We start from the raw sequence: 14,011 nt of genomic DNA on the forward strand, positions 1-14,011 counted from the left end.
CGGTCTCGGATAGATGCATGCGAAACGCCAACGGGCGGGGAAGCTTCCCCGCCCGTTGGCGTTTCGTGTTACTGGTTCTCGCCCCTGGCCCTGATGAAGCTGGCCAGATCCCGTTCCGACAGCGGCTTGCTCAGGTGGTAGCCCTGAATCTCATCGCAGCCACGGTCTTCAAGGAAGGCCAGTTGTTCGATGGTCTCGACCCCTTCCGCAATCACCTGCAGCTTGAGGGAGTGGGCCATGGCGATGATCGCATCGGTGATGGCTGCGTCATCCGGGTCCACCAGGATGTCGTTTACGAATGACTTGTCGATCTTGAGACGATCAAGCGGGAAGTGCTTCAGGTAGGAAAGGGACGAATAGCCGGTGCCGAAGTCGTCGATGGCCAGTTGTACGCCCATCTTCTTAAGAACCCGCAGTCGTTGGAGCGCCTGCTGTTGATCGGAAACCAGCATGCTTTCGGTCAGTTCCAGCTCCAGCAGTCCCGGGGGGAGCCCACTGTCGGCCAGGGCTGCCGCCACCTGGTCGACGAAATCGGGTTCAATGAACTGGCGACCGGAGATATTGACCGCAATGCGCAGCTGTGGCAGGCCCTCTTTGATCCAGGCCGCATTCTGGAAGCAGGCGCTGCGTAGCACCCATTCACCCAGCTTGATGATGAAACCGCTTTCCTCGGCCAGCGGTATGAAACGATCAGGGCTGATGAAGCCCAGCTCAGGGTGCCGCCAGCGCAGCAGCGCTTCCATGCCGACCACACGGTCGCTCTTCAGGTCCAGTTGGGGCTGGTAGTGCAGATAAAAATCACCGTTTGCAAGTCCTGTCGGCATACTGTTGTCCAGGGCCAGCATTTCGGCCGCCTGGGCGTTCATGTCGCGGGAATAGAAACGGAAGCTGTTTTTGCCGCCCCGTTTGGCATCGTACATGGCTGTTTCAGCGTTTTTAAGCAGGGTTTCCGGGTCTTTGCCGTCATTGGGGCAGAGGGCAATGCCGATACTACCGGTCAGCAGCACCTGCTGACTGGCATTGATGGCAAACGGATCATTGAGGCTGGCCAGAATCCGGTAGGCCATGGTGACCGCCTCGTGCTTGCTCTCGCGCCCTTGCAGGATGAAGGCGAACACGTCGCCGCCAAAGCGGCAGAGGGTGTCGTCGGCGTGCAGCAGTGCACGCAGCCGCTCGGCAGTCATGATCAGCAACCGATCGCCCACCTCGTGTCCCATGGTGTCGTTGATCAACTTAAAACGATCCAGGCCAAAGAACAGTACGGCCATCAGCCCGTGTTCAGTGACGGTCCGGGGGGTGTGGACAGTCAGCCGATCAACGAACAGGGTTCGGTTCGGCAGACCGGTCAGCAGGTCATGCAGTACCAAGTGCGACACCTGGTCGGCCAGCAGTTTTTTGTCGGTGATGTCGCACAGACTGCCACGGCGACCCAGGTACTGGTTCTGCTCGTCGTAGATCGGGCGGCAGTTGCGGCGAATCCAGCGGGTGCTGCCGTCTTTGGTTGTGATCCGGTATTCGAGCTCGCCCCCCTGGCAGGTCCCGTTTTCCGGCTGGCTCTCCATCGCCTCCAGCAGATGCCGGTCTGCCGGATGTATGATCTCTTCCATCAACTGCGGGTTGCTGTAAAACTCGCCCATGCTGTAGCCGGTAACCTCCAGGCAGGAGGGGGAGACAAACTCGAAGTTGTCGTCGGGGCGGCGCCAGTAGGTAAAGTCGTTGGAAAACTCACTGACAACCCGGTAGCGCTGTTCGCTTTCCTGTAGTTCAAAGGTGCGCTGTTCAACCTCTTGCACCATTGTGTTGAAGGCCTTGATCAGTCGGCCGATCTCGCCATGGGTATCAAGATGGAGCAGTCGGTCGCTGCCCTGTTTGTGCGACAGCTGTTCAACGTGCCGGGCCAGTTGCTCCACCGGACGGGTCAGCAGGCGCATGACCAGAAACACCACCAGCACTGCAGCGGCCATGCCCAGCAGGGTTGCCAGGATGAACCACGTCCGTACGGTTCGCACCGGGGCGTAGACTTCATCGACCGGGATGCTGGCAGCCAGTACCCAGTCGGCAGTCTCCAGTCGGTGTAGATACGTAAAGGTTGGCAACTGGTAGCGGTTTATGTTGGTGAGCGCGACGGAACCCTGTTTAAGCGCCTGATCGACCGCCTCTGCCACTTCCGTCACTGACTGGCGACCGATCAGTTCGGGATTGACGTGGGCCACCACCTGGTAATCATCGCTTATCAGCCTGATCACACCGTTAACGCCGCTGGGTTCCTGCATATGTTCCGACAGCCGGTTGGGGCGTTTTAGGTCTACGCTGCCAGCCAGCACCGCACGTATGCGCCCGTTACGCACCACCGGGACAAACATGAAGGCCTGCAGTCCGTCATCGGCGGCACAGCAGGCGGTTGGAGAGCTGACCTGAGGCTTGGCGGTTGCCAGCGCTTTTTTGAGCGCCGGCTGCCCTGCAAAGAATGACAGCCGGTGCTGGTCATGTGGTAACGAGGGATATTCGGCAATTAGGCGGCCATCAGCAGCAAGCATGAACAGGTGGCCAGTAAAGAAATTGTACAGCCCGGCACGTGATTTAAGGAACGTGAGTGCACCGGCTTCTGATCGCAGGGCCTGTTCCGGCAGGTTGTCGGCGTTACGCTGCAGGGCATCCTTGGCATAGCGCAACGAATTGTCGACGTTCATGCTGAGCAGTCGCACTACATTGGCCTGATTTGTACGGACAGAGGCCTCGTGGAGTCGCTCGAAATAGGAGAGCGTGCCCCCGGCCGTAATCAGCATCAGCAAGAGCACCAGGCCAGATACCGCCAGGGTCATTTTGGTGCGCAATGAAAGGTGGTGGTAACGCATGGCGGTCGGACAAAACTCCGTAACAAGTAGTACCTAGTGCGGTAGCAGTATTTTAGGGCTGCGTCAAGCCTGATGATAGTGTTTACAGGCCGCCCATGCAGAGGTATTTCACCTCCACAAACTCTTCGATGCCGTATTTAGAGCCTTCGCGGCCGACTCCAGATTCCTTGACCCCGCCGAAGGGGGCCACCTCGGTGGATACCAGCCCGGTGTTGATTCCCACCATGCCGTATTCCAGCGCTTCGGACACCCGCCAGACTCGGCCGATATCGCGGGTGTAAAGGTATGATGCCAGGCCGAATTCGGTGTCATTGGCCATCTGGATCGCCTCGGCCTCGGTCTCGAACTTGAAGATCGGCGCTACGGGGCCGAAGGTCTCTTCCCGGGCCACCAGCATCTGCGGGGTGACGTTGCAGAGGATGGTGGGCTGGAAGAAGGTACCCCCCAGCGCGTGACGTTTGCCTCCCAGGGCGATGGTGGCCCCTTTGGCTACGGCGTCGGCGATATGTTCCTCAACCTTCTCAACCGAGGCCTCATCGATCAGCGGCCCCTGCTGCACCTCGCCCTTCAGCCCGTCCCCCACCTTCATGGCGGCAACTGCGGTTGCCAGCTTTTGAGCAAAGGTATCATACACGCCGGCCTGTACCAACAGGCGGTTGGTGCAGACGCAGGTCTGACCGGTATTGCGGTACTTCGAGGCCACGGCCCCATCCACGGCGGCGTCCAGGTCGGCGTCATCAAAGACGATGAACGGCGCGTTGCCCCCCAGTTCCATGGAGACCTTCTTCATGGTCTCTGCACACTGGGCGGTCAACTGTTTGCCGATCTCGGTGGAACCGGTGAAGGTCAGCTTGCGCACGATCGGGTTGCTGGTCAGCTCATCGCCGATCTCTTTTGATGAACCGGTGATCACGCTGAACACCCCGGCCGGGATGCCGGCCCGTTCACCCAGCTCGGCCAGGGCCAGGGCGGAATAGGGGGTGGCGGTGGCCGGTTTGACCACCATGGTGCAGCCGGCTGCCAGGGCCGGGCCGGCCTTACGGGTGATCATGGCGGCAGGGAAGTTCCAGGGGGTGATGGCGGCGCAGACCCCGATCGGCTCCTTGATCACCACAATCCGTTTGTCACGGGCGTAGGAGGGGATGGTGTCGCCATAGATCCGCTTGCCCTCTTCGGCAAACCACTCGATGAACGAGGCGGCATAGGCGATCTCGCCCCGTGATTCGGCCAGCGGCTTGCCCTGCTCGGCGGTCATGATGATCGCCAGGTCTTCCTGGTTGGCCATCATCAGATCAAACCAACGCCGCAGGATCACCGCCCGCTCCTTGGCAGTTTTTGCCCGCCAGGCCGGCAGCGCGGCTCCGGCCGCCTCAACGGCACGGCGGGTCTCCATGGTGCCCATCTTGGGGATGGTGCCCAATTGTTCGCCGCTGGCCGGGTTGGTGACCGACAGTACTGCGCCGGAATCAGCGGCACACCAGGTTCCATTCAGATAGCAGGCTTGGCGGAGCAGGGTAGGGTCAGAGAGACTAAGCATAAAGGTATCTCCTCCTGTGCGGGATGAAAGTGTATACAGTATTTTGTATATATCAGATACGCCCTTGTGTGTCATGGACAAGATGTGTGGGGGGGGGTGTTTGGTCACAAAAAAGCCCCACTCCTGGTCAGGAGTGGGGCTGCTTGCTTACTGGAGCCACTTAGCGGAATCGAACCGCTGACCTACTGATTACGAATCAGTTGCTCTACCATCTGAGCTAAAGTGGCACACGAAGGCTTGTTTTTGTATACTAAAACAGTTGAACCGTCAATACTCACTGTCTTATGGAGGCTCGTATGTTCACAGTTGCGGCAGAGCTTGTCCGGAATGCAGAGGCGCTGATTATTACCGCCGGCGCCGGCATGGGTGTGGATTCGGGGCTGCCCGACTTTCGCGGCAACCAGGGGTTCTGGCAGGCCTATCCGCCCTATGCCCGTCTGGGGCTTTCCTTTGTGGAGTGCGCCAACCCGGAACACTTTCAACACGATCCGGCCTTTGGCTGGGGCTTTTACGGCCATCGCACCAATCTGTACCGAGAGACCGTTCCCCACGGCGGGTTCGGGATCATACGCGACTGGATAGCCCAGCGAGATTTGCCTTGCTTTGTAGTTACCTCCAACGTGGACGGCCAGTTCCAAAAGGCCGGCTTTGCTGATGATTGTGTCCTCGAGGTGCATGGATCGATCCACTGGTTGCAGTGCCTACGGCCCTGTTCTCAGGTGATCTGGCCCAACAACGAACAGATCCCGGTTGATCAGGTCAGTATGCGGGCTGGCCATATCCCCCGCTGCCCGCAGTGCGGTGGGGTCAGTCGACCCAATATCCTGATGTTCGGCGACTGGTCCTGGTTGCCGGAGCGGACCCACGGTCAGGAAGAACGCTTTCAGGCGTTTCTGGCGCAGCATGCCGATGGTCGGATCGCTGTGATTGAGCTGGGGGCAGGCAGCGCCATTCCCACCATCCGGGCCACCTCGGAACGGATCGGCTGGCGCTATCCCGGCGCCACGGTGATCCGGATCAACACCCGTGAGCCGGAGATCGCCTCACCCCATATCGGGCTGGCCTGCGGTGCGCTGGAAGGGCTGCAGCGGATTGACGCCGCGCTGTAGAGAGTCGGCAGTTGGTTGACGGGTTGATTGCTGAGCGTTATAGTCCCGGTAGCACGAATTTAAAATCTGTGACACCAGGGGCATGCTATGCATATGGCAGACGCGTTGGTTTCTCCAGCAGTGGGGGGAACCATGTGGGCGGTTGCAGCGGGCGCAATTGGCTACAGCTCGGCGCAGCTCAAGCGTGGCAATGATCAACGCCGGGTGCCGTTGATGGGGGTGTTGGGCGCCTTTGTCTTTGCCGCCCAGATGATTAATGTTGCTATTCCCGGCACCGGTTCCAGCGGCCATCTGGGAGGTGGCCTGCTGTTGGCGGTGTTGTTGGGGCCCCACGGGGCGCTGCTGGCCATCTCTTCGGTGCTGATCGTACAAGCCCTGCTCTTTGCCGACGGCGGCCTGCTGGCCTTAGGGGGCAATATCGTCAACATGGGGATCATTCCGGCCTATCTGATCTATCCATTCTGTTACCGGCCCCTGGCCGGCCCAGCCCCCACTGCGTCCCGCCGTTCAGCTGCCATTATGATCGCCGCGTTAGTGGCGCTTCAGTCAGGCGCCCTGGCGGTGGTGCTGCAGACGACGTTGTCCGGCATCTCTGCCCTGCCGTTTGCTACCTTTGCGCTGTTAATGCAGCCGATACATCTGGCGATCGGTCTGCTGGAAGGGGTTGTCACCGCCGCTGTACTGACGCTGGTCAGTACAGCCCGTCCCGAGCTCCTTGCGTTGCAACCGTCGCCATCACCGGCAGGGCTGCCATTACGCAGGCTGCTGGTTGGCTTTTTTGCTGCAACGGTCGTGATCGGAGGACTCGGGTCGCTGGCGGCTTCGGATAGACCTGATGGCCTGGAGTGGGCGATCCGGCAGGTGGCAGGCAGTGCTGAGCTGGCCAATCCCCAGCATGGTCTGCATCAGGTGATGGCCACGGTTCAGGAGCGGCTGGCACTCTTGCCGGACTATGGTTTGAGGCAGACAACCGCTCAGCAGTCTGCCGCGGGGCCGTCGGACGAGCGCTGGGGGACCAGTCTTGCCGGGCTGGTGGGCGGGGGCATCACCGTGTTGTTCCTGTCGCTTGGGGCGTTACTGCTGGGCAGGGGCAGGGGCAATCCGTGAGTGCTGCACGATGAGCTCTGGTGCCATCTTCGGCTCGTTGCTGGAGCTGCGTCAGCTTGACTTGCTGGCGAGCGGTGATTCAGTGATTCACCGCCTCGATACGCGGGTCAAGCTGCTGGCTGCGTTCGGCTTCATCCTGACCGTGGTTTCCTTTGATCGCTACGAACTGAGCGGCCTGTTGCCGTTCTTTTTTGTTCCCCTGGCGGTATGCGCCACGGCCGGGCTGCCAGTCTGGCTGGTGGTGCGCAAGGCGCTCCTGGTGCTGCCGTTTGCCCTGCTGATCGGTGCCGCCAATCCGTTGCTGGATCAGACGGTTCAGCTGCAGCTGGGCACGGTTGGCATCAGCGGGGGCTGGTTCTCATTCACCTCGATCGTGCTGCGTGCCCTGCTGACTGCCGCCGCCGCCATCCTGCTGGTGGCGGTGAGTGGCGTTCCGGCCGTCTGCGAGGCCCTGGCCCGGCTCGGTGTGCCGCAACCTCTGGTGATCCAGCTGCTGTTCATGTACCGCTATCTGTTTGTGCTGGCTGAGGAGGCGGTCCACGCGTCACGTTCCCGCTCGTTGCGCAGTTTCGGCCGCAGGGGGATGGGGCCGGGTCCCTTTGCGGCCATGATTGCCCACCTGCTGCTGCGCTCCTGGGAGCGGGCCGAGCGGATTCATCAGGCGATGCTGGCCCGTGGGTTTACGGGGCAGTTTCTGCCCAGCCGCCGCTGCCGCTTCGGTCTGCCTGAACTGACGGTGTTGCTGCTGTTTGTAGGGGGCTGCCTGCTGTTGCGCTTGGTCAATCTGCCGCAACTGGTGGGGGCGGCTGCCCTCGGTCTGTTTCAAGGGGTGGTTTGAGCGTATGAACCACCCGATCGTTGCAGCTGATCAGCTCTGTTTCAGCTACCCGGACGGGACCGTTGCGCTCCGTTCGGTCTCCTTTCGCATCCGCCCCGGTGAGTCGGTGGCCATTATCGGCGCCAACGGAGCAGGCAAATCCACCCTGTTACAGCAGTTGAACGGCAGTCTTACCCCCACCACCGGACAGGTGCGGATCGGCGACGTGCCGGTAGCCCCTGCCACACCGCAGGAGGTGCGGCGAAGTGTCGGCATGGTCTTCCAACAGCCGGACGACCAGCTGTTCATGCCCACGGTCTATGACGATGTGGCCTTTGGCCCGCTTAACCTGGGCATGAAAGGCGCCGACCTGGAGCAACGGGTCTGCCTGGCGCTTGATGCCGTGTCCGCCCGCCACCTGGCAGCCAAGCCGCCTTACCGGCTCTCGGCGGGCGAGAAAAAGCGGGTCGCCATCGCCACGGTGCTGGCCATGGACCCGACCGTGCTGGTGATGGACGAACCAACGGCCGGTCTGGACCCCTATGGTCGACGAGAGATCATGCAGTTGTTGAGCACCTTTGACCATACCCGGATCATCAGCAGTCACGATCTGGATATGGTGGCTCAGGTCTGCAGCAGGGTGGTGCTGCTGCACGAAGGAGAGATCAGGGCGGACGGCGCCCCAGGAGAGATATTGACGGATACGGCGCTCTTGGCCGATTGTCGGCTGGAGCCGCCGCTGTCGCTGCAGGCCTGCTGCGTCTGCGGCAGGTGACGGATAAAGGTTAGTGGCTTTCGGGGGTGGCTGAGGTCAGGAACAGCCGGCCGTGCTTGACCCCCTTGACCCCCAGCAGTTCATTGGCGATCCGGTTGATCTCGGCGCTGCTCCCTTTTAAAACCAGTACCTCCAGGCAGTTGTGGGCATCCAGGTGTACATGCAGGGCCGAAACCACCTGCTGATGGTGCTGATGTTGCTGCTCGGTCAGCTTGTCGGCCAGGTCGTGTACATGGTGATTGTAGACCATGGTGACCGTGCCGACCATCTCCTCCTGGCCGCTGGCGGTCTTCTCCTCCACCAGGGCGTTGCGGATCAGGTCGCGGATCGCCTCGGAGCGGTTCTGGTACCCCTTCTGACCGATCAGCCGGTCAAAGCTCTCCAAAAGGTCGCTGTCGATCGAGATGCCGAAACGAGTGGTGTCGCCCATGACCTTCCCCTCTCGTGCCTAAGCTTTAAACCGATAGAACAGGAACGAGGATTTTTTTGTCCTGGCTGCGGCAATCAAGGCAAGCCGCGGAGGCGTACGTTACGGGTACGCCGCACAAGGCTTGCTGAAGAGTGACGCGACCAGGGCAGAAAAAGACGGTTCCTACCTTTTCATTGCTTCGTCCATCACCTTATAGGCGCAGAACTCTCCACACATCGTACAGGCGCCATGCTCGGATACCGGTGAATTGGCGCGGTACTCCCGGGCCCGCTCCGGGTCCAGGGCCAGGGCAAACTGACCTTCCCAGTCCAGTTTCTTGCGGGCGCGGGCCATGGCGTTGTCTTTTTCAATGGCACCGGGCAGTCCTTTGCAGATGTCAGCGGCATGGGCCGCAATCCGCGAGGCGATCACGCCGTTGCGCACATCCTCGATCTCCGGCAGGGCCAGGTGCTCCGAAGGGGTGACGTAGCAGAGGAAGTCGGCCCCGGCTGCCCCGGCGATGGCACCGCCGATGGCGCAGGTGATATGGTCGTAGCCCGGCGCGATGTCGGTCACCAGCGGTCCCAACACGTAGAACGGCGCGCCGTGGCAGAGCCGCTTTTGTAGCTGGATGTTGGTCTGGATCTGGTTGAGGGGTACATGGCCCGGCCCTTCGATCATCACCTGTACCCCGGCGTCCCAGGCCCGTTGGGTCAGTTCACCCAGGATGATCAGCTCGTGGATCTGGGCCCGGTCGGTGGCGTCGGCCAGGCAGCCGGGACGGAAGCCATCCCCCAGCGACAGGGTGGCGTCGTACTCCTTGGTGATCTCCAGCAGGCGGTCGAAGTTTTCGTACAACGGGTTTTCCTTGTTGTTGTAGCTCATCCACTCGATGGTGAAGGAGCCGCCCCGGGAGACCACGTCCATGATCCGCCCTTCGTTCTTCATCCGCTCCACGGTGGAACGGGTGACGCCGCAGTGGACGGTGATGAAGTCAACGCCGTCGTCGAGGTGCTTGATGATCCCCTTGAAGATGTCGTCGGCGGTCATGTCAACCAGGGCCTTTTTCTTGACCCGCACCGTGTCGGTGGCGGCCTGGTAGAGCGGCACCGAACCGATGCAGGCCTTGGTTTCGGCCACGATGGCGCGGCGGATCTCATCCACCGGGCCACCGGTGGAGAGGTCCATGATGGCGTCGGCGCCATGCTTGACCGCCACCCGAGCCTTTTCCAGCTCTTTGGTGATGTCGGTGTCGTCGGCCGAGGTGCCGATGTTGGCGTTGACCTTGGTACGCAGGCCGGCCCCCACCGCCAGCGGGATGCCGTGCTGGTGGGTCTTGTCGTTATGGCTGATGATGATGGTGCCCTTGGCAATGCCGTCGCGGATGAATTCGGGGCTGACCCCTTCGGCTGCGGCAGCGGTCTGCATCTTGTCGGTGATTATCCCTTTGCGGGCGGCTTCTAACTGGGTCATGGCGCTTGTTCCTTTGCGGCGAGATAATGGTTGACCGGTCCGTGTCCCTTGCCCATCGGGCGGGCCAGGCGGATGGCGGTGGTGATGAACTGTTTGGCACGGCGCACCGCTTCGGTCAGCGGTTCGCCCTGGGCCAGCAGGCTGGCGATGGCCGAGGCATAGCTGCAGCCGGTGCCGTGGGTGGCGCTGGTAAAGATACGGTCGGCAGTGAAGCGGTGGATCGTGCTGCCGTCGAACAGGATATCCTGGGCTTCGGCGCCGGTCAGGTGGCCGCCTTTGACCAGCACATTGGCGGCACCCAGGGCATGCAGGTCACGGGCAGCCTGTTCCATGGCTGCGATGGTCGTAATCCGGCGATTCAACAGCCGTTCAGCCTCCGGCAGGTTGGGGGTCAGCAGGTAGGCCTGGGGCAGCAGTTCCTGCACAAAGACCGTCACCGCATCCCGCTCCAGCAGATGGGCGCCCCCCTTGGCCACCATCACCGGATCGATCACCGCCGGCAAGAGGCGGGGTTGCTCGGACAGCTGTTCTGCCAGCAGGCTGATGATGGCCGGGGTGTGCAGCATGCCGGTCTTGATCACGTCGATCGGCAGGTCGGACAGCACCGCCTGCAGCTGGTCCCTGACAAAGCTGGGGGGCAGACCGTGGATAGAATGGACGCCGCGCGTATTCTGGGCAGTCAGGGCGGTTAGGGCCGAGGCGCCGTAGCTGCCCAACAGGGTAATCGTCTTCAGGTCGGCCTGGATGCCGGCCCCGCCGCCGGAGTCACTGCCGGCCACGGTCAACACGGCCCCGCGCGGGAAGGGGGCGGTGCGGTTGAACAGCAGCCTGAGTTCGGCCACCGCCAGTTCGGGCCGGGGGGCTGACAGCACCGATGAGATCACCGCCACGGCATTGGCGCCGGCCTCGATCACCCGACAGGCGTTTGCAGGACTGATGCCGCCGATGGCCACGATCGGCAGCCTGACCTGGTCGCGAACAGCAGCCAGGCCGGCCGTACCGGGCATCTGGGTGATCATCTTGCTGCCGGTGGGGTACATGGCGCCGAACCCCAGATAATCGGCGCCGTCTGCCTGCGCCTTGAGGGCCTCCTCCAGGCTGTGGGTGGAGACGCCGATGATTGTGTCCGGTCCCAGCAGGTCGCGGGCTGCGGCGACACTGCCATCATCCTGTCCCAGATGGACGCCGTCGGCATCCAGATCGCGGGCCAGCTTGATATCGTCATTCACAATGAACAGGGCGTTGCTGGCGCGGCAGAGCTGCTGCAGGGCTGCCGCTTCGGCCAGCATGGCCTCGTGCGGCTTGTCCTTGGCGCGATACTGCAGGACGTTGACGCCGCCCCGCAGTGCCGTGCGTACCCGCTCCAGCAGATTTTCGTGCTGATCGGTGATCAGGTAGACGCCCCGCAGCTGGCGTTCAACAACGCCCCCCCTGGACAGGGGGGCCACCAGGCGTAGTTTTGACGGTTGTGTGATGGACATGGCTGGTCGCCTCGTACGAAAAAAGGCCGCTCTGCGGATACAGAGCGGCCCTGTGCATGACATGAGCTGGCCGCTTTCCTCCGCCGGCATTACCCGGTTCAGGTTCAGGGGTTCAGCGCAAGCGCTGTCTCAGCCAGGTGCTTCAAAAGACGGCTCCCCCAGGGCAGGCACAAACCATACGCTAAAACGAACAGCACGTCAACTGCCCCAAAACATTGTTTTCTCGTTGCCCGCCACCAGGAGCCGTGATAAGAATTCAGGACCATGTTCGATAGCCGTCCAACCTTTGCTGAGATCAATCTGTCCGCCCTGCGGGAGAACTACCGTACCGTGCGTGCCTCAGTTCCTTCCCGTGCCGCTGTACTGGCAGTGGTCAAGGCCGACGCCTATGGCCACGGCTTTCTTGAGGTCAGTCGTGAATTGGAACAGCAGGGGGTTGATGCCTTTGGCGTTGCCTTCCTGGCTGAGGCGATCCAGTTGCGCAAGGCCGGCATTGATAAGCCGATCCTGCTGTTGGGCGGTGTCTATCCCGGCCAGGAGCGCAAGTGTGTCGGTTACAACGTCTCTACGGTGGTCTTTTCCTTTGATCAGCTGAAGGCCCTGGACCAGGCGGCTGCCAAGCTGTATCGCAAGGCCCTGGTGCATCTCAAGGTTGATACCGGCATGGGCCGTCTGGGCATCCCTTATAACGAGGTGCCGGCCCTGCTGGATGCCATGAAGCTGCTGCCCAACATCTGCCTGGAGGGGGTGGTGTCCCACTTCTCTTCGGCCGACGAGCTGGACGAGGCAGGCCAGTATTATACCCGCATGCAGGCCGAGCGCTTTGAATGGGCGGTCAAGCAGGTGCGCAAGGCCAAGTACGCGCCGCGTTACATACATATTGCCAATAGTGCCGGTGCCTTGCTGAAGGATTACCCCTTCTGCAACCTGGTGCGTCCGGGCATCGCCCTGTACGGTGCCCTGCCGTCGGCTGATTTTCAGGGCAAGCTCGACCTTAAGCCGGTGATGCGCCTCAAGAGCAGGATCGCCATGTTGAAATGGGTCGAGCCGGGCACCGCCATCAGCTATGCCCGCCGCTTCAGCGCCAGCAGCAAAAGCCTGATTGCCAGCGTTCCGGTGGGTTATGCCGACGGCTACTGCCGGACTCTGACCAATAAAGGGCAGGTGCTGGTACGGGGTGAGCGGGCACCGGTCTCCGGCACGGTCTGCATGGATTGGTTCATGCTGGATGTGACCCATATTGAAGGCGTTGCGGTGGGGGATGAGGTGACGTTGATGGGCTGTGACCCTTTAGGCAACAGCATCCGGGTCGAAGAGCTGGCCCAGTGGGCCGGTACCATCCCCTATGAGATTTTTTGCGGTATCTCGAAGCGGGTACCGAGGGTGTATTTGAAATGACTAACAAAAAGATCAAACTGACCCAAACGGTCAAGGCGGCCGGCTGAGCGGCCAAGCTGGGCCCGGAGGGCCTGGAAAATGCTCTGTCGGGGTTGAAACGCCCCGTTGACCCGAACCTGCTGGTGGGACCGGAGACCTCCGACGATGCGGGGGTCTATCGCCTGAGCCCGGAGTTGGCCCTGGTGGAGACCTGTGACGTGGTCACTCCGCCGGTGGACGATCCCTATCAGTTTGGCCGGATTGCCGCCGCTAATGCCCTGTCCGACATTTATGCCATGGGGGCGCGGCCGGTTACCGCCATGAACCTGGCCTTCTTTCCGGCCTGCAGTATGGGGCCAGAGGTGCTGGCCGAACTGCTGGCCGGTGGCCAGGAGGCACTGAACGAGGCCGGATGCTGTCTGGTGGGCGGACACACCGTCGAGGATGACGAGCTTAAATATGGCCTGTCGGTCAGCGGCACGGTTCATCCCGAGCGGATCATCCGCAACAGCACCGCCCGCATTGGCGACCGCCTGATCCTGACCAAGCCGCTGGGCAGCGGCATCGTCTCCACCGCCATCAAGGGAGAACTGGTGGAACCGGAGATTGAGGCCGAGGCGATCAGCTGGATGATGCAGCTGAATCGGGCTGCCGGTGAATTGATGCTCCAGTACGCACCCAGCGCCTGTACCGATGTGACCGGCTTTGGTCTGATCGGCCACTGCTGCGAAATGGCCCGGGGGGCTGGGGTAACGCTGGCATTGCAGCTTGACCATATCCCGCTGATGGCTGGGCTGGCCGCCCTGGTGGGAGACGGCATGGTGCCGGCCGGTTGCTACCGCAACCGCGACTATTACGCCTCCCAGTTGGACAGTGGTCAGGTTGACCCTGACCGGCTGCTGCCGCTGTTCGATCCCCAGACCTCAGGCGGTCTGCTGATCGCTCTGGCCCCTGGCGAAGCTGAACAGTTCCTGGCTGCAGCCAGCATGGCCGGCATCTTTGCCCGGCCGGTGGGCGAGGTGCTGCAGCGTCAGGCCCTGCCGGTTCTCATCCGTTACTAGCAGGCTCCTC

The 14,011-nt window shown here is 61.7% G+C and carries 11 protein-coding genes, 1 tRNA gene and 1 riboswitch; of the genes, 6 read left to right on the forward strand and 6 right to left on the reverse strand.

The window, feature by feature from the left end; translation table 11 throughout:
• Window positions 1-68 precede the first annotated feature (68 nt).
• From RBQ93_RS04980 to RBQ93_RS04990, 3 genes are all read right to left on the reverse strand, one after another.
• Window positions 69-2,786, reverse strand: coding sequence for an EAL domain-containing protein (locus RBQ93_RS04980; protein WP_320370926.1), 2,718 nt, complete (start codon window positions 2,784-2,786; stop codon window positions 69-71).
• A gap of 151 nt (window positions 2,787-2,937) precedes the next feature.
• On the reverse strand, window positions 2,938-4,392 hold the full coding sequence (gene gabD, locus RBQ93_RS04985; protein ID WP_320370928.1) for an NADP-dependent succinate-semialdehyde dehydrogenase: 1,455 nt from the start codon (window positions 4,390-4,392) through the stop codon (window positions 2,938-2,940).
• 151 nt (window positions 4,393-4,543) lie between these two features.
• Window positions 4,544-4,619 (reverse strand) — tRNA-Thr (locus RBQ93_RS04990).
• 69 nt (window positions 4,620-4,688) lie between these two features.
• Between RBQ93_RS04990 and RBQ93_RS04995 the strand changes: the two genes are divergently transcribed.
• From RBQ93_RS04995 to RBQ93_RS05010, 4 genes are all read left to right on the forward strand, one after another.
• Entirely contained in the window at window positions 4,689-5,501 is an 813-nt protein-coding gene (locus RBQ93_RS04995; RefSeq protein ID WP_320370929.1) for an SIR2 family NAD-dependent protein deacylase, read from the forward strand.
• Between the two features lie 87 nt (window positions 5,502-5,588).
• Window positions 5,589-6,608 carry an energy-coupling factor ABC transporter permease gene (locus RBQ93_RS05000; protein WP_320370930.1) on the forward strand — a complete coding sequence of 340 codons (1,020 nt, stop codon included), beginning with the start codon at window positions 5,589-5,591 and terminating at the stop codon, window positions 6,606-6,608.
• Between the two features lie 10 nt (window positions 6,609-6,618).
• Complete coding sequence (gene cbiQ / locus RBQ93_RS05005) at window positions 6,619-7,446, forward strand: cobalt ECF transporter T component CbiQ (protein ID WP_320370931.1); 828 nt, start codon at window positions 6,619-6,621, stop codon at window positions 7,444-7,446.
• Between the two features lie 4 nt (window positions 7,447-7,450).
• Window positions 7,451-8,200 carry an ABC transporter ATP-binding protein gene (locus RBQ93_RS05010; protein WP_320370932.1) on the forward strand — a complete coding sequence of 250 codons (750 nt, stop codon included), beginning with the start codon at window positions 7,451-7,453 and terminating at the stop codon, window positions 8,198-8,200.
• Window positions 8,201-8,210: 10 nt separating this feature from the next.
• On the opposite strand, the gene nikR is transcribed toward RBQ93_RS05010, so the two are convergent.
• The 3 genes from nikR to thiD all read right to left on the reverse strand — a co-directional run bounded on the left by nikR (window position 8,211) and on the right by thiD (window position 11,563).
• Window positions 8,211-8,630 carry a nickel-responsive transcriptional regulator NikR gene (gene nikR, locus RBQ93_RS05015; RefSeq protein WP_320370934.1) on the reverse strand — a complete coding sequence of 140 codons (420 nt, stop codon included), beginning with the start codon at window positions 8,628-8,630 and terminating at the stop codon, window positions 8,211-8,213.
• A 162-nt stretch (window positions 8,631-8,792) separates the two neighbouring features.
• The gene (thiC, locus tag RBQ93_RS05020) at window positions 8,793-10,082 is read right to left on the reverse strand and encodes a phosphomethylpyrimidine synthase ThiC (protein WP_320370935.1); all 1,290 of its coding nucleotides are present in this window, start codon (window positions 10,080-10,082) and stop codon (window positions 8,793-8,795) included.
• A complete protein-coding gene (gene thiD / locus RBQ93_RS05025; protein ID WP_320370936.1) occupies window positions 10,079-11,563 on the reverse strand; it encodes a bifunctional hydroxymethylpyrimidine kinase/phosphomethylpyrimidine kinase in 1,485 nt (494 codons plus the stop codon). Before thiD ends, thiC begins: the two co-directional genes overlap by 4 nt.
• A gap of 57 nt (window positions 11,564-11,620) precedes the next feature.
• A riboswitch (TPP riboswitch) is annotated at window positions 11,621-11,733 on the reverse strand.
• Window positions 11,734-11,827: 94 nt separating this feature from the next.
• On the opposite strand from thiD, the gene alr reads away from it, so the two are divergent.
• Both alr and selD read left to right on the forward strand, forming a co-directional pair.
• Complete coding sequence (gene alr / locus RBQ93_RS05030) at window positions 11,828-12,961, forward strand: alanine racemase (protein ID WP_320370938.1); 1,134 nt, start codon at window positions 11,828-11,830, stop codon at window positions 12,959-12,961.
• Window positions 12,958-14,001, forward strand: a complete 1,044-nt coding sequence (gene selD, locus RBQ93_RS05035; RefSeq protein WP_320370939.1) for a selenide, water dikinase SelD — start codon at window positions 12,958-12,960, stop codon at window positions 13,999-14,001. The genes alr and selD overlap by 4 nt, the downstream gene beginning before the upstream one ends.
• The last annotated feature ends 10 nt before the right edge of the window (window positions 14,002-14,011 follow it).

The organism is Trichlorobacter sp. (assembly GCF_034008105.1).
GTDB lineage: Bacteria > Desulfobacterota > Desulfuromonadia > Geobacterales > Pseudopelobacteraceae > Trichlorobacter.

What these genes read in the sequence shown, in the direction of transcription:
- thiC (WP_320370935.1), bottom strand. Translation starts at nt 10,082, where the DNA reads ATGACCCAGTTAGAAGCCGCCCGCAAAGGGATAATCACCGACAAGATG.
- RBQ93_RS05000 (WP_320370930.1), top strand. Translation starts at nt 5,589, where the DNA reads ATGCATATGGCAGACGCGTTGGTTTCTCCAGCAGTGGGGGGAACCATG.
- alr (WP_320370938.1), top strand. Translation starts at nt 11,828, where the DNA reads ATGTTCGATAGCCGTCCAACCTTTGCTGAGATCAATCTGTCCGCCCTG.
- cbiQ (WP_320370931.1), top strand. Translation starts at nt 6,619, where the DNA reads ATGAGCTCTGGTGCCATCTTCGGCTCGTTGCTGGAGCTGCGTCAGCTT.
- RBQ93_RS04980 (WP_320370926.1), bottom strand. Translation starts at nt 2,786, where the DNA reads ATGCTGATTACGGCCGGGGGCACGCTCTCCTATTTCGAGCGACTCCAC.
- RBQ93_RS04995 (WP_320370929.1), top strand. Translation starts at nt 4,689, where the DNA reads ATGTTCACAGTTGCGGCAGAGCTTGTCCGGAATGCAGAGGCGCTGATT.
- gabD (WP_320370928.1), bottom strand. Translation starts at nt 4,392, where the DNA reads ATGCTTAGTCTCTCTGACCCTACCCTGCTCCGCCAAGCCTGCTATCTG.
- thiD (WP_320370936.1), bottom strand. Translation starts at nt 11,563, where the DNA reads ATGTCCATCACACAACCGTCAAAACTACGCCTGGTGGCCCCCCTGTCC.
- RBQ93_RS05010 (WP_320370932.1), top strand. Translation starts at nt 7,451, where the DNA reads ATGAACCACCCGATCGTTGCAGCTGATCAGCTCTGTTTCAGCTACCCG.
- nikR (WP_320370934.1), bottom strand. Translation starts at nt 8,630, where the DNA reads ATGGGCGACACCACTCGTTTCGGCATCTCGATCGACAGCGACCTTTTG.